Annotated in this window: 14 protein-coding genes; 11 read left to right on the top strand and 3 right to left on the bottom strand. The window is 73.7% G+C overall.

Going from position 1 to position 14,328, the window contains the following annotated elements; all coding sequences use genetic code 11:
• Positions 1-52 precede the first annotated feature (52 nt).
• From CK485_RS18785 to CK485_RS18765, 5 genes are all read left to right on the top strand, one after another.
• Positions 53-952 (top strand): alpha/beta hydrolase, encoded by a 900-nt coding sequence (locus tag CK485_RS18785; RefSeq protein ID WP_109452043.1) that lies wholly within the window; start codon positions 53-55, stop codon positions 950-952.
• 226 nt (positions 953-1,178) lie between these two features.
• Complete coding sequence (thrS, locus tag CK485_RS18780) at positions 1,179-2,501, top strand: threonine--tRNA ligase (RefSeq protein ID WP_109452041.1); 1,323 nt, start codon at positions 1,179-1,181, stop codon at positions 2,499-2,501.
• Positions 2,502-2,625: 124 nt separating this feature from the next.
• Complete coding sequence (locus CK485_RS18775) at positions 2,626-2,988, top strand: YciI family protein (protein ID WP_109452039.1); 363 nt, start codon at positions 2,626-2,628, stop codon at positions 2,986-2,988.
• 164 nt (positions 2,989-3,152) lie between these two features.
• On the top strand, positions 3,153-4,529 hold the full coding sequence (locus tag CK485_RS18770; protein ID WP_109452037.1) for a sigma-70 family RNA polymerase sigma factor: 1,377 nt from the start codon (positions 3,153-3,155) through the stop codon (positions 4,527-4,529).
• Between the two features lie 20 nt (positions 4,530-4,549).
• Positions 4,550-5,800, top strand: a complete 1,251-nt coding sequence (locus CK485_RS18765; RefSeq protein WP_199239388.1) for a serine hydrolase domain-containing protein — start codon at positions 4,550-4,552, stop codon at positions 5,798-5,800.
• A gap of 24 nt (positions 5,801-5,824) precedes the next feature.
• Here CK485_RS18765 and CK485_RS18760 read toward each other — a convergent pair whose 3' ends face one another.
• Positions 5,825-6,604: a helix-turn-helix transcriptional regulator gene (locus CK485_RS18760; protein WP_109452035.1), complete on the bottom strand. Its 780-nt coding sequence runs from the start codon at positions 6,602-6,604 to the stop codon at positions 5,825-5,827.
• 379 nt (positions 6,605-6,983) lie between these two features.
• On the opposite strand from CK485_RS18760, the gene CK485_RS18750 reads away from it, so the two are divergent.
• Positions 6,984-7,883 carry a pyridoxal-phosphate dependent enzyme gene (locus CK485_RS18750; RefSeq protein ID WP_109452031.1) on the top strand — a complete coding sequence of 300 codons (900 nt, stop codon included), beginning with the start codon at positions 6,984-6,986 and terminating at the stop codon, positions 7,881-7,883.
• An 11-nt stretch (positions 7,884-7,894) separates the two neighbouring features.
• On the opposite strand, the gene CK485_RS18745 is transcribed toward CK485_RS18750, so the two are convergent.
• Positions 7,895-9,502, bottom strand: coding sequence for a Na+/H+ antiporter (locus CK485_RS18745; RefSeq protein WP_109453243.1), 1,608 nt, complete (start codon positions 9,500-9,502; stop codon positions 7,895-7,897).
• A gap of 139 nt (positions 9,503-9,641) precedes the next feature.
• Here CK485_RS18745 and CK485_RS18740 point away from each other — a divergent pair, with 139 nt between their 5' ends.
• The 4 genes from CK485_RS18740 (at position 9,642) to CK485_RS18725 (ending at position 12,647) form a co-directional block, all read left to right on the top strand.
• Positions 9,642-9,902, top strand: coding sequence for a UBP-type zinc finger domain-containing protein (locus tag CK485_RS18740; protein WP_109452029.1), 261 nt, complete (start codon positions 9,642-9,644; stop codon positions 9,900-9,902).
• 131 nt (positions 9,903-10,033) lie between these two features.
• The gene (locus CK485_RS18735) at positions 10,034-10,621 is read left to right on the top strand and encodes a GNAT family N-acetyltransferase (RefSeq protein ID WP_109452027.1); all 588 of its coding nucleotides are present in this window, start codon (positions 10,034-10,036) and stop codon (positions 10,619-10,621) included.
• Positions 10,622-10,933: 312 nt separating this feature from the next.
• On the top strand, positions 10,934-11,347 hold the full coding sequence (locus tag CK485_RS18730; protein WP_109452025.1) for an anti-sigma regulatory factor: 414 nt from the start codon (positions 10,934-10,936) through the stop codon (positions 11,345-11,347).
• A 394-nt stretch (positions 11,348-11,741) separates the two neighbouring features.
• Positions 11,742-12,647 (top strand): RNA polymerase sigma factor SigF, encoded by a 906-nt coding sequence (locus CK485_RS18725; protein WP_241968485.1) that lies wholly within the window; start codon positions 11,742-11,744, stop codon positions 12,645-12,647.
• 74 nt (positions 12,648-12,721) lie between these two features.
• On the opposite strand, the gene CK485_RS18720 is transcribed toward CK485_RS18725, so the two are convergent.
• The gene (locus tag CK485_RS18720; protein ID WP_109452023.1) at positions 12,722-13,150 is read right to left on the bottom strand and encodes a hypothetical protein; all 429 of its coding nucleotides are present in this window, start codon (positions 13,148-13,150) and stop codon (positions 12,722-12,724) included.
• Between the two features lie 74 nt (positions 13,151-13,224).
• On the opposite strand from CK485_RS18720, the gene CK485_RS18715 reads away from it, so the two are divergent.
• Positions 13,225-14,190, top strand: coding sequence for a diacylglycerol kinase family protein (locus CK485_RS18715; RefSeq protein ID WP_109452015.1), 966 nt, complete (start codon positions 13,225-13,227; stop codon positions 14,188-14,190).
• Positions 14,191-14,328: the final 138 nt, after the last annotated feature.

Below are 14,328 nucleotides of genomic sequence, written 5' to 3'. Positions count from 1 at the left end.
AACCGATCCGTCACGTGAGATGTCCGTTGCAGCGGGAAGGCGGCAGCGTCCGATGCCCGAGATCGAACTCAGCGCAGGCGTCATCGACTACACGGACACCGGAGAGCCGGGAGGCACCGGCACCGGCACCGGCACCGGCACCGGCACCGGGCAGCATGACGGCGGCGCGCGCGAGACCCTCGTGCTCGTGCCGGGGCTGGGGTTCGGCGCCTCCGTGTGGGACCCGCTGGTACGGGAGTTGCGCGGCGAGTTCCGGATCGTGGTGCCCGTGCTGCCGATCGGCGCGCACCGCAGGCCGGTGCGGCCCGGTACCGACCTGTCGGCGCAGGGGGTGGCCGGACTGCTCGCGGAGTTCCTCGAACGCCTCGACCTGCGCGACGTCACCCTCGTGCAGAACGACGCGGGCACCGCCCAACTCCTGGTCGGCGTACGGGACGAGCGCGTCGGCCGCCTGGTGCTGACCTCGTGCGAGGCGCTGGACAACTACCCGCCGGGCATGCAGGGCAAGGCGCTGGAGCTGGCCTGCTCGGTGCCGGGCGGGCTGCTCCTGATGCTCCAGACGTTCCGCGTCCCTTTCCTGGTGGGAATGCCGTTCTCGCTCGGCGGGATGGCGCACCGGCCGATCCCGTACGAGCTGGTGCGCGAGTGGTACGGGCCGCTGCTGACGAACGCGGCGATCCGCCGCGATCTGACGCGGTTCCTGCGCTCGACGCGCAAGGACACCTACCGTGAGGCGGCCGGGCGCCTGCCCGGGTTCGACCGTCCCGCGCTGGTCGCGTGGGGCGCGCGGGACGTGATGATGCCGCCCGCGACCGGCAGGCGCCTCGCGGAACTGCTGCCGCGCGGGCGGTACGTGGAGATCCCGGACGCCCGCACGCTCGTCCAGCTGGACAACCCCACGGCGCTGGCGGCCGAGCTGCGGCGGTTCGTGGCGGACAACCCGCTGAAGTGAGCGGCGCAGGGCCTGGCGGACCGCCGGCGTGGGAAAACCGTTCGCGGTCGTGGGAAGGCGCGGCTACCGTGGTCGCATGAAGCGCGCTGGTGAGGGCCTGGGCCTGACGACGCCGGAGAGTGTCCCGGCGCGCTGAACGATGACGTGAAGTCGAAGCCCCGGGGCGGGTGCCCCGGGGCTTCGCCGTGTGGTCATCCGCTCCGCGACCCGGCGAGGAGACCACCTGATGGACCGATCCCGTCGATCCCACGACGTACCCGAATCCCACGACGACCTGCCCGGATCCCACGACCGCCGTGGGGCGGACGGGCCGCCGCCCGCGCGCGACCACCGCCGGCTCGGGCGGGAACTGGGGCTGTTCGGAAGCGATCCGCTGATGGGCGCCGGCCTGCCGTACTGGCTGCCGGACGGCGCCGTCGTACGCCACGAGCTGGAGGAGTTCGTGCGCGAGGAGGAACGGCGGGCGGGCTACCGGCACGTGTACTCGCCCGTGCTCGGCAAACGGGAGCTGTACGAGGTCTCCGGGCACTGGTCGCACTACGCGGACGACATGTTCCCCGCGATGGACCTGGGCGACGGCGAGCAGGCGGTGCTGCGTCCCAGCCTGTGCCCGCACCACGCGCTGGTCTACCGATCACGTGCCCGCAGTTACCGCGAACTGCCGCTGCGGATCGCCGAGTTGGGCGCGATGTTCCGTTCGGAGCGGTCCGGCGTGCTGGGCGGGCTGACCCGGGTGCGGGCGATCCAGCTCAACGACGCGCACGTCTTCTGCGCCCCCGCGCAGGCTGCCGAAGAGGCCCGCGCCGCGCTGGAGCTGATCCGGCGGGCGTACGGGGTGCTGGGCGTCGAACCGGCCCGCTACCGGCTGTCGTTGCCCGGCGAGGGCGGCAAGTACGTGGCCGGTCCGGCGATGTGGCGGCGGGCGGCGGCGCTGCTGGCCGAGGTGCTGGACGGGTGCGGGATCGCGTACGAGGCGGTGGAGGGCGAGGCCGCGTTCTACGGGCCGAAGATCGACGTGCAGATCGCGGACGACGCGGGGCGCGAGGCGACCTTGTCCACCGTGCAGGTCGACTTCCACCAGCCGGAGCGGTTCGGCCTGGAGTACGTGGCCGCTGACGGGAGCAGGCGGCGGCCGGTGATGGTGCACCGCAGTGTGATCGGCAGCGTGGAACGGGCGGTGGCCCGGCTGATCGAGGTGTACGGCGGGGCGTGGCCCGCGTGGCTGGCACCGGTGCAGGTGGTCGTGCTGCCGGTGTCCGACGCGCAGTACGCGGCGGCGCAGGAGTTCGCACGGCGGTGTGTGGAGCGGGGACTGCGGGCCGAGGTCGCCGGGCCGCAGCGGGGCAGCCTCGGGGCGCGGGTGCGGGCGGCGCGGCTCGCCCCGTACCAGGCGGTCGTCGGCGCGCGGGAGGCGGAGGCGGGCGCCGTGGCCCTGCGCCTGCGCGACGGCCGCCGCTTCGAGCAGCCGATGGCGCCGGCTGTGGCCAGGATCGTCCAGGTCGTGGCATCGAGGTCGAGGCAGCTGTGGGACGCGCGAGCGGGCGGGTGACGCGCCCGCCCTCCCCGGAAGACAAAAACGTCCTCCGCCGTGTCGATCCCGCGCCCCGTCGTTCGACGCGTACACAGAAGGCGGGACGCGCCCGCCGCGACGACACCACGAGGAGCTGGACGTCATGCGTTTCATGTCACTGATCAGGATCAACGGGAACGGCGCCCCGGAGGGCGGGCCGAGCCCCCGGATGATGGAGGAGATGGGCAAGCTGCTGGACGAGATCACCAAGGCCGGGGTCATGCTCGACACCGCGGGCCTGCGTCCGCCGGCCGAGACGGTCCGGGTGCGTTCCGAGCACGGGAGGCTGACGGTGACCGATGGCCCGTTCGCCGAGTCCAAGGAGTTCATCGGCGGCTACGCGATCATGCAGACGAAGTCCAAGGAGGAGGCCGTCGAGTGGACCAAGCGGTTCCTCGCGGTGCACGACGAGGGCTGGGACATCACCTGTGAGGTCCGGCAGGTGGAGGAGCCCCCGGCCGGCTGAGGGCGACGGCGGCCGCGCGGTCCCACCGGAGGGCGGCGCGGGCGCGTTCCCACGTGACGGCTGCCGCGACGCCGGGCGCACCTGCCACCGTGGCGGCCGACGTGCCGCCGCGCGGGGGCGCGCCCGGCGTTGCCCCGGCCCGTCCCGCCTGGTCTGATGAGGCGATGGACGCGGACGACACCACCGGCGGGGCCGCCGCCCCGCGCACCGGAGCACCGGGCGCGCCCTCCGCCACCGTCGCCGCGATCGAGGCGGTCTGGCGCATCGAGGCCGCTCGCCTCATCGCCGGTCTGGCCCGCTTCACGCACGACGTCGGCGTCGCGGAGGAGCTGGCGCAGGACGCGATGGTCGCCGCCCTCGAACAGTGGCCGCGTACGGGCGTGCCGGACCGCCCCGGCGCCTGGCTGGCGACCACCGCCAGACGCCGCGCCGTGGACCGCTTCCGCCGCGATCGCACCTACGCGCGCAAGCTGGCCGCCCTCGCCCGTGAGCTGCCTGCGGGCGAGCCGGGCGCGGACGACCTCGCCCGGCTCGACGAGGACGCCATCGAGGACGACGTCCTGCGTCTGGTCTTCACCGCCTGCCACCCGGTGCTGTCCACCGAGGCCCGCGTCGCCCTGACGTTGCGGCTGCTCGGCGGCCTGCGCACGGACGAGATCGCGCGGGCGTTCCTCGTTCCGGAGGCGACCGTCGCGCAGCGGATCGTGCGGGCCAAGAAGACGCTGGCGAAGGCGGACGTGCCGTTCGAGGTGCCCCGGGGGCCGGAGCGGGCCGAGCGGCTGGCGTCGGTGCTGGGCGTCATCTACCTGATCTTCAACGAGGGGTACGCGGCGACCGCGGGCGACGACTGGATGCGGCCCGCGCTGTGTGAGGACGCGTTGCGGCTGGCCAGGCTGGTGGCCGCGCTGATGCCCGACGAGGCGGAGGCGCACGGTCTCGCGGCGCTGCTGGAGATCCAGGCGTCCCGCGCGGCGGCGCGCACCGGGCCGTCCGGCGAGCCGGTGCTGCTGGCAGACCAGGACCGGGGGCGCTGGGACCAGTTGCTCATCCGGCGCGGCTTCACGGCCCTGGCCCGCGCCGAGGCGGCCGGGTCGGCGGCGGGCACGGGCCCCGGCCCGTACACGCTCCAGGCCGCGATCGCCGCCTGCCACGCCCGGGCGCGCACCGCGCGGGAGACCGACTGGCGGGGCATCGTGCGGCTCTACGACGCGCTGGCGCTGCGCGCGCCGTCGCCGGTGGTGGCGCTCAACCGGGCGGTGGCGCTCGCCATGGCGGACGGCCCGGCGGCCGGGCTCGCGGTGGTCGACGAGCTGTCCGGTGAGCCGTCGCTCAAGGGCTACCACCTGCTGCCGACCGTGCGCGGCGACCTGCTGGCGCGGCTGGGGCGGTACGAGGAGGCCCGCGCGGAGTTCGCCCGCGCCGCCGCCCTGACCCGCAACACCCGCGAGCGCGAGCTGCTGCTGTCGCGGGCCGGCGACCCGCGCGGCGCGGTGTCGGGGGCGGCGGGCGGCGCGGGCGGCGACGCGCATGACGGGAGGTGAACGAGGGCACCCGTCACCGCATGACCACCTGGAACGCCGAGAGCGGCGGCACCCGCGTCACGAGCCCCGGCGGCCTGTCCCCCGCGCGTCTTGAGCGCATGCACACGATCATGTCCCGGCACGTGGAACGCGGCGACCTGCCGGGGCTGATCACGTGCGTCAGCAGGCGGGGCGAGACGCACGTGGACGTGATCGGCGACATGGAGTTCGGGCCCGGCGCCCGGCCGATGCGGCGGGACACAATCTTCCGGATCTCCTCGATGACCAAGCCGGTGATCGCGGTGGCCGCGATGATCCTGCTGGAGGAGTGCCAGCTGCGGCTCGACGAGCCGGTCGACCGGCTGCTGCCGGAGCTGGCGGACCGGCGGGTGCTCACCCGGCCCGACGCCCCGCTGGACGACACGGTGGCGGCCGAACGGCCCATCACCGTACGGGACTTGCTGACGTTCCGGATGGGGTTCGGGCTGCTGCTGGGGGCGGACGACCATCCCATCGTGAAGGCGGCGCAGGAGCGCGGGGTGGCGGCGGGGGTGCCGAATCCGGCCGAGCCGCCGGATCCGGACGAGTGGATGCGGCGGCTGGGCGAACTGCCGCTGATGGCCCAGCCGGGCGAGCGGTGGCTGTACAACACCGGTTCGCAGGTGCTGGGCGTGCTGATCGCGCGGGCGAGCGGGCAGGCGCTGGGCGACTTCCTGCGGGAGCGGATCTTCGAGCCGCTGGGCATGCGGGACACCGGTTTCCACGTCCCCGCCGACCGCCTGGACCGGCTGGCGACCTCGTACATGGCCAACCACCGCGAAGGTGGCCGCATGGAGGTGTACGACGGCGTGACCGACAGCCAGTGGGCGGCCGAGCCCGCTTTCCCGGACGGCGCGGCGGGACTGGTCTCGACGGTGGACGACTACCTGGCGTTCGGTCAGATGATGCTGAACGGCGGGGAGTTGGCGGGCGAACGCGTGCTCTCGCGGCCGTCGGTGACCCTGATGACGACAGACCACCTTACGGACCATCAGAAGCGCATCTCGGAAATGGCCCCCGGCACCTGGGCGAACGCGGGATGGGGCTTCGGCGTCTCGGTGGTCACCGGCCGCGACGGCATCGCCGCCACCCCCGGCCGCTACGGCTGGGACGGCGGCCTGGGCACCAACTGGTCCTCGGACCCGGCCGAGCGGATGGTGTCCATCATGATGACCCAGCGAGCGGAGTTCCCGTTCTTCAGCGACGTCCACCGGGACTTCTGGGTGGCGGCGTACCAGTCGATCGCGGACTGATCCCGTGGGAGGGGCGGCAACGGCTCACTCCGGCGGGACGCTGTAGCGGTCCAGCGTCGCCTTGGACACCGACATGTCGAGCAGACGCAGTTCCCACGGACCGGTGTTGACGTCGAAGTCCTTTCCGAATCCGACCCACTTGCCCGCCATCCGGCGCCCGGTGGGCCCGACGAGCAACTGGACGGCGCCGTGGTACGTGGCGCCCTGGTAGTAACCGTCGCGCGCGGTCCGTTCCGTCCACGTCCCGGTGACCACACTGCGGTCGATCGTCAGGTCGAGGGCGAGCGGGGAGGCCGGGTTGGAGGACGCCTCCGGCAGCGACCGCCCCGTCAGCCGGTTGCCGTGCTGGACCAGCACCACGTGGTGTCTGCCCTCGAACGTGGCGTCGCGGCCCGATGAGTAGAACTCGTACCGCGACAGCCAGACGCCGCCGTACGTCTCAGTGGCGGGACGCGGCACCGCGCGCCGCCCGGGCGATGCGGCGGCCACGCCGTCCGGCGCCGGGGACAGGTCGTGGCCCCCTGATCCGTCGTCGCGCACCCTGGCCATCGGCACCTGCGGGACGAAGCCCAGGGCTTCGAGCGGGACGCCGGTGACCCGTTCCAGCGCACGCGCGTACACCGGGCGCGGCGAGCGGCTGGTCCCGGCCTCCCAGCGCTGCACGAGCCGCTTGCTCGCCTCGTTCGGCTCCCCCAGCTCCACGCCCGCCCGCCGCAACGCCCTGGCGAGGTCGTCCTGGCTCATCCGCAGCCCGATCCGTACGGCCCGCAACACGTCGTTGGGCGCGTCCCCGATGGTCGTCATGGCATCACGCTAGCGCCAAGTTCCGCCCAGTGACACCCATTTGACGCCCCTCGCCCGACGCCCGGCCGACACCGCCCGCACCGCCGCGATGGCACGGGGAGTGACGAGACGATCACCGCAACGAGTCCACGGGTGACGAGTCGAGGGGCGGTCATGAGGGGAAGCGGACCGAGGGAGCAGGGAGCGCGAAGCCGTCGGCTGATGCGCATGAGGGTGTCTCGGGACGGCGGTCGGACGTGGGGGCCGGAAATGGTGATCCGCGCGGACGATCCGCTCGTCCCGCTGGTCACCTCCGCATGGCCGCCCTGCCGCTGTCGACGCTGCGCGTTACGCACCGGCCCGCGGGACGCGCAGGCGACGAGCCGGTCAGAATGGACGGGTGAGACCGACCGCCGACCTCCCCGCCGCCCTCGAGGAGAGACCGCCCTCCCCCCTCCAGGAGATCCATGACGAAGCGCTCGCTCGGGTCGGGGTGCGGCTGGTGCTCAAGCGGGACGATCTCGTTCACCCCGATCTGCCGGGGAACAAGTGGCGCAAGCTGCGGCTGAATCTCGCCGCCGCCGTGGAGTCCGGCGGCCAGGCTCTGCTGACGTTCGGCGGGGCGTACTCCAACCACCTTCGGGCGACGGCCGCCGCCGGGCGGATGCTGGGGCTGGCCACGGTCGGAGTCGTGCGCGGGGACGAGCTGGCCGGGCGGCCGCTCAACCCCTCGCTCGCGCGGGCCGCCGCCGACGGCATGCGGCTGCACTTCGTCACCCGGGCCGCCTACCGCCGCAAGACCGACCCCGACTTCCTGGCCGGTCTGGAGGAACGGTTCGGCGCCTTCCATCTCGTGCCCGAGGGCGGCAGCAACGCGCTCGCCGTCCTCGGCTGCGTCGACCTCGGGCGGGAGCTGCGCGGCCACGCCGACGTGGTCGCCGTCGCCTGCGGCACCGGCGGCACCCTGGCCGGGCTGGCGGCGGGGCTGGACGACGGCCGGCGCGCCATCGGCTTCCCCGTGCTCAAGGGCGGCGGCTTCCTCGCCGACGACATCGCGCGCCTACAGGCCGAGGCCTTCGGCGGCCCGCGCGGCGACTGGAGCCTGGACACCCGCTTCCACTGCGGCGGCTACGCCCGTGTGACGCCCCGACTGCGCGCGTTCGCCGAGGAGTTCGGGCGGTTGCACGGCCTCACCCCCGACCTCACCTACGTGGCGAAGATGCTGCTGGGGGTGCGCACGCTCGCCGAGGAGGGCGCGTTCGCCCCGGGCACCCGCGTCGCCGCCGTGATCACCGGCTGACGCCCGCCGCCTCAGTCCTCCAGCCGTTCCGCCGCCGCCTCCTCCAGGTCGAGCCTGCGCAGCAGCGTCCGCAGCATCTCGTCGTCGATGCGGCGCGCGTCCCGCAGTCCCACGAAGACGTCGCGCTCGGCGGCGATCACCTCGCGGCTCAGCCTGCGGTACGTCGCGTCGGCCGACTCGCCGGTGACCTCGTTGACCTGGCCCAGCCGCTCCCAGACCGCGTTGCGGCGGCGCTCCAGGACGCGCCGCAGCCGTTCCTCCAGCGGCGCGGGCAACGCGTTCTCCGGCTGCGCCAGCATCCGCTCCAGGCGGTCCTCGGCGGCCGTGGACGCCTCGCTCTGCGCCTGCGCCTCGATCAGCGTGATCCGTTGCGCGTCGGGCCCCGGCAGCCGCAGCGCACGCACCACCGCGGGCAGCGTGAAGCCCTGCACCACCAGCGTCCCGATCACGCACCCGAAGGCCAGGAAGAGCAGCAGGTCGCGGGAGGGGAACGGCGTCCCGTCGTGCGTGGTCAGCGGGATCGAGAAGGCCACCGCGAGCGAGACCACCCCGCGCATCCCGGCCCACGAGATCACCAGCGGCGTCGACCGGGGCGGCGCCGGATCACGCCGCCCGATCGACGGGATCAGCCTGCGCGGCAGATACGTCGCGGGAAACACCCACACGAAGCGTGCCGCGATCAGCACGACGAGCAGCACGGCCGCGTACCCGATCGCCTGCCAGACGCCGTGCGGGCCGAGCCCGCGCACCACGAGCCGCAGTTGCAGCCCGATCAGCGCGAAGACCGCCGACTCCAGCAGGAAGGCCACCATCTTCCACACCGCCGCCTCCTGGAGCCGGGTGGCGAAGTCCACCTCGTAGGAGCGGTGGCCCAGGTGCAGCGCGACGACCACCACGGCGAGCACCCCGGAGGCGTCCACCCGTTCGGCGGCGGCGTAGGCGACGAACGGGATCAGCAGCGACAGCGTGTTCTGCAGCAGCGGTTCGGTCAGCCGGGTGCGCAGCCAGTGCAGCGGGACCATCAGGACCAGGCCCACGCCGACGCCCCCGATCGCGGCGAGCAGGAAGTCCCCGATGCCGCGCGGCCAGCTGATGCCCTCGCCCACCGCGGCGGCCAGCGCGACCCGGTAGGCGGTGATCGCGGTCGCGTCGTTGAACAGCGACTCGCCCTCCAGGATCGTCACCATCCGCGCGGGCAGCCCCACCCTGCGGGCGATGGAGGTGGCCGCGACGGCGTCCGGGGGCGCGACCACGGCGCCCAGCACGAGCGCGGCGGCCAGCGGCAGACCGGGCACGAGGGCGTGCGCCACGGCGCCGACGACCGCGGTCGCGAAGAGCACGTGGCCCACCGACAGCAGCGCGACCGGGCGCAGGTTGGCGCGCAGCCCCAGGTAGGAGCTCTCCAGCGCGGCGGTGTGCAGCAGCGGCGGCAGGACGAACGGCAGTACCAGGTGCGGGTCCAGGGTGTACGCGGGCACGCCCGGTACGTAGGAGACGGCCAGCCCGATGACGACCAGCAGCAGCGGCGCCGACACCGCGACCCTGCGGGCCACGCCCGCCACCGCGGCGCTCCCGGCCACCAGGACCAGCAGCCCGGCCCCGCCCGACGCTCCCGCCATGCCCGCCATGCCCGCACCGCCCTCGTCGTCCTCGTCGCTCTCGTCGTGCTCTGCCGCGTCCGGCCGCCGTCCCCGGCAGGCGGCCCCGCCCGCCGTCCCGGGCCGCCGTCCGGGCGCCGGACTGCCTAACCTGGAAATCATGAAGCCGTGCGAGCACGTTTCCGCGCTGCCGCGCCCCGAACCGCCGCCCGGGTCGGACACCTGCCTGGAGTGCGTGGCGGCCGGCACCCATCCCGTACAGCTGCGGCTGTGCCTGGAGTGCGGCCACGTGGCCTGCTGCGACTCCTCGCCGCTGCGGCACGCCACTCAGCACTACGAGGAGACCGGCCACCCGGTGATGCGCACCTTCGAGCCGGGCGAGGCCTGGCGCTGGTGCTACGTGGACCAGCAGCTGACCTGAGCGGTCGCGGCGCAGGACACGGGCAGGGACCGCCGGTGGCCGCCGAACCGCCGGTGGCCTCGTTCGCTCGTGCGCGCACCCGTTCCGTTCCGGCCCTCCGCGTTGTCGGTGCGCGCGGTTAGCCTGGGGGCATGATTCGACCCGCAACGCCCGCCGACGTTCCGGCGATCCACGCCATGATCCGCGAACTCGCGGAGTACGAGCGGGCGCTCGACGCCGCGCGGGCCACGCCGGCGCAGTTGCGCGAGGCGCTGTTCGGCGCCGACCCCGCGGTCTTCGCGCTGATCGCGCAGGACGACTCGGTCGGCGAGCCGGTGGGCTTCGCCCTGTGGTTCCGCAACTTCTCGACCTGGACCGGGACGCACGGGATATACCTGGAAGACCTGTACGTGCGGCCCGAGGCGCGGGGCGCGGGCCACGGCAGGGCGCTGCTGGCCGAGCTGGCCAGGATCTGCGTGGAGCGCGGCTACCAGCGCTTCGAGTGGTCGGTCCTGGACTGGAACGAGCCGTCCATCGGCTTCTACAAGTCGCTCGGCGCGGTCCCGATGGACGAGTGGACGGTGCACCGCCTGACCGGCGAGCCGTTGCGTACCCTGGCGGAGCGGGCGCGTCCGGCGGACGGCCGCGGCGAGAGGGCGGGCGCCCACGGCGCGGGAACCGGCGACGCCGCGGCGGCGGGAACCGGCGGAGCGGCGGCGGGAACCGGCGGGGCGGGCTGAAGCGTCAACGGGGCGTCATCGCTGTCGAATTGAGACCCCCGGACCCCTAGCCACTGTGCGTACTCATAGGCTTACAATTAGTGACAGGAACAGGGGTGCCGATACCGGCTCCTCCGTGGGGACAACCGTGCTTGGTCCGGGCGACACCGGGGCACGGATCGCGATACCGTCCCTGGACGACGCGGGTCGGGCGCGGTTCACCCGGAGCGCGTCGAGTGCACGCCAACCGTGCGCCGGGGCCGGGACCACCGTCACCCACGGTGAACCGGCCGTCATCCAGCTCAACCACTGTGCGCCACCTTGGAGGTGTGGGTGTCCCAGATCGCAGGCGAGCCCGGGTCGAAGGACTTCGTGGAGGTCCGGCTGCCCGCGGCGGGTGCCTACCTCTCGGTACTGCGGACGGCGACCGCCGGGCTCGCAGCCCGCTTGGACTTCACCCTCGACGAGATCGAAGACCTACGCATCGCCGTGGACGAGGCGTGCGCCATCCTGCTCCAGCAGGCCGTTCCCGGCAGCGTCCTGTCATGCGTCTTCCGGTTGGTCGAAGACGCCCTGTGGGTGACCGTCTCGGCGCCCACCACCGACGGCCGCGCCCCGGAGCGCGACACCTTCGCCTGGACGGTGCTGTCCGCGCTGGCCGGCGAGGTCGACTCCACCGTGGCCGACGACAACACGGTCAGCATCAGCCTGCACAAGAAGCGCGGCGCCGGCCCTGGACAGTCGTGAGGTCCCCAGATGCCCGAAATCCTGAGGTTCCGCAAGGGCCGGAGGTGCCCGGAGTGCGCGGTGCGAGCCGCATACCCGGGGTGTCCGGCGCGGGACGGTAGCGGCACACGCGACACGTACGGCACTCACGGCGCGCGCCCCGGCGCGCGCGGCACCCGACTCACGCACCGCACGCGTCCCACGCGCGGAACGCACGGCACGCACCGCACCACCGGGTACGGAAGGGGGGAGCACCGTGAGCACTGAGACTCCCCGGGAGCTGGTCCCGGAGCGCCCCGCCGCCACGACGGCGGAGGGCGCGGGCCGGGCCGCCGGCCCCGGACGGTTCGGCGGCCTGCCCGCCGTGCCGGCGCAGCCCGCCCCGGCCCGGCGCAACCAGGCGCGGCACCACCCCGTGCCGCACGACGACGGATCGGACGCGGCGGAGCAGACGGAGCCCATGGACCAGGACGAGCGGCACGACCCCGGCACCGGGCAGGGCGCGCCCGCCGCGCACCCGGAGCGCCCCGGGCACGACGCGCACGACCTGCGGGAACTGCCCGATCCGCAGGACCGCGCGGGGGCCCGCGCCCTCTTCGTCAAGCTGAGCAGGCTCCCGGACGGCTCCCCGGAGCGCGCCGAGCTGCGCAACCAGCTGGTGCAGATGCACCTGCCGCTGGTCGAGCACCTGGCCCGGCGGTTCCGCAACCGCGGCGAGCCGCTGGACGACCTGACCCAGGTCGCCACGATCGGCCTGATCAAGTCGGTGAACCGTTTCGATCCGGAGCGCGGCGTGGAGTTCTCCACGTACGCCACGCCCACGGTCGTCGGCGAGATCAAGCGGCACTTCCGCGACAAGGGGTGGGCGGTCCGGGTGCCGCGCCGCCTTCAGGAGCTGCGGCTGGCGCTGACCACGGCCACCGGCGAGCTGTCCCAGCAGCACGGCCGGGCGCCCACGGTGCACGAGCTGGCGGAGCACCTGAAGATCTCCGAGGAGGAGGTGCTGGAGGGCCTGGAATCGGCCAACGCCTACAGCACGCTCTCCCTGGACGTCCCCGACACCGACGACGAGTCCCCGGCCGTCGCCGACACCCTCGGCGCGGAGGACGACGCGCTGGAGGGCGTGGAGTACCGCGAGTCGCTCAAGCCGCTGCTGGAGCAGCTGCCGCCGAGGGAGAAGAAGATCCTGCTGCTGCGGTTCTTCGGCAACATGACGCAGTCGCAGATCGCGCAGGAGGTCGGCATCTCGCAGATGCACGTCTCCCGTCTGCTGGCCCGCACGCTGGCGCAGCTGCGCGACCGGCTGCTGGTCGAGGAGTAGTCCGCCCAGGGCAGCCGGTCCGGCGCAGGGACCAGCGGTCCGGCACGGGGCGGGCCGTCGCGCGGCGGGCGGGCCTACGCCGCCGTGCGACGGATGCCCAGGGCCTCGGTGGCCGCCGGGTGGACCAGCAGGGCCAGCTCGGCGAGGGCGACCGCGCCCAGCACCACGCCGCCCGCCAGCAGGCCGGTGCCGTAGTGCGCCATGGTCCAGGCGCAGGGCAGCGCCATCAGCTGGATGATCAGGGCGGGTCCGCGGCTCCAGCGCCGGGCACGCAGCAGCCCGTACGCGGCGCTCAGCGGCAGCGCGGCCAGTGCGAGCACGGTGGCGCCCCCCATCAGCGCCTCCTGGACGCTGGCCGGGTGGCCGAAGAGCACGAGCCCGATCATGTACAGGCCCGCGGCGGCGATCGCCAGTCCCTCGACGGCGGCCAGTACCGCCGCCGCGGTCAGCCGGACCGAGCGGGCGGCGGGAGTGGACGGGGTGGGGTTCTCGGTGACGCTCACCCCAGCAGCGTAGCCCCGCCGCCCCGCGAGCCTCCCGCACGGGCCGATACCGGGCCGTAGGTACCCTTCCTCTCATGCGCGCGCTTCTCGTGGTCAACCCGAAGGCCACCACCACCGGTGCGCGGACCCGTGACGTCCTGATCCACGCCCTGGCGAGCGACCTCAAGCTGGAGGTCGTCAACACCGAGTACCGCGGCCACGCGCGGGACGCGGCGCGCCGCGCGGCGGACGGCGGCGAGGTCGAGCTGGTGGTGGCGCTGGGCGGCGACGGCACCGTCAACGAGGTGGTCAACGGACTGCTGCACGACGGCCCCGCCGACGGGCTGCCCAGACTCGCGGTCGTGCCCGGCGGCAGCACCAACGTCTTCGCCAGGGCCCTGGGCCTGCCCAACGACGCGGTGGAGGCGACCGGCGTTCTGCTGGACGCGCTGCGCGAGGGCCGCGAGCGCGCCGTTGGCCTGGGTCTGGTCAGCGGGACGCCGGGCACCGAGGACGAGGGGGTGCCGGCCCGCTGGTTCACCTTCTGCGCGGGCCTGGGCTTCGACGCGGGCGTGGTCGGCCGGGTCGAACAGCAGCGGGTGCGCGGCAAGCGCTCGACGCACGGGCTCTACGTCCGGCAGATGATGCGGCAGTTCGTGGGGGAACGGAACCGGCGGCACGGCACGATCACGCTGAGCGAACCGGGCGGCGAACCGATGAGCGAGCTGGTGCTCGCCATAGTCTGCAACACCTCACCCTGGACCTTCTTCGGCAACAAGCCGGTCTACGCCTCCCCCGAGGCGTCCTTCGACACCGGCCTCGACCTGCTCGCCCTCTCCCGGCTCTCGCCCGCCGCGGTGGCCCGGCACGCGACGCAGCTGCTGCGTTCCACACCCGAACGCGGACCGCGCGGCAAGCACGTGACCGCGTTGCACGACCTGACGGACTTCACCTTGCAATCCCAGGCGCCGCTGCCGTTTCAGGTGGACGGCGACCATCTGGGGCTGCGTACGAGCGCGACCTTCACAGGCGTACGCCGTGCACTGCGTGTGATTGTGTGAGTGGCAGGGCCAAAACTCCTTCCACTCGAACGTTTACCCTGGCTTGCACCCCATGGAAGTACGGCTGTGACCGAGGCGACACCGAGGAATCAAAAAAAACTTTCCGGAAGGGGTTGTATCGGCGGCCCAGGTTTGCGA

The organism is Streptomyces sp. ICBB 8177 (genome assembly GCF_003144095.1).
Taxonomy (GTDB): Bacteria; Actinomycetota; Actinomycetes; order Streptomycetales; family Streptomycetaceae; genus Streptantibioticus_D.
This window is presented reverse-complemented; position numbering and strand designations above follow the sequence as displayed.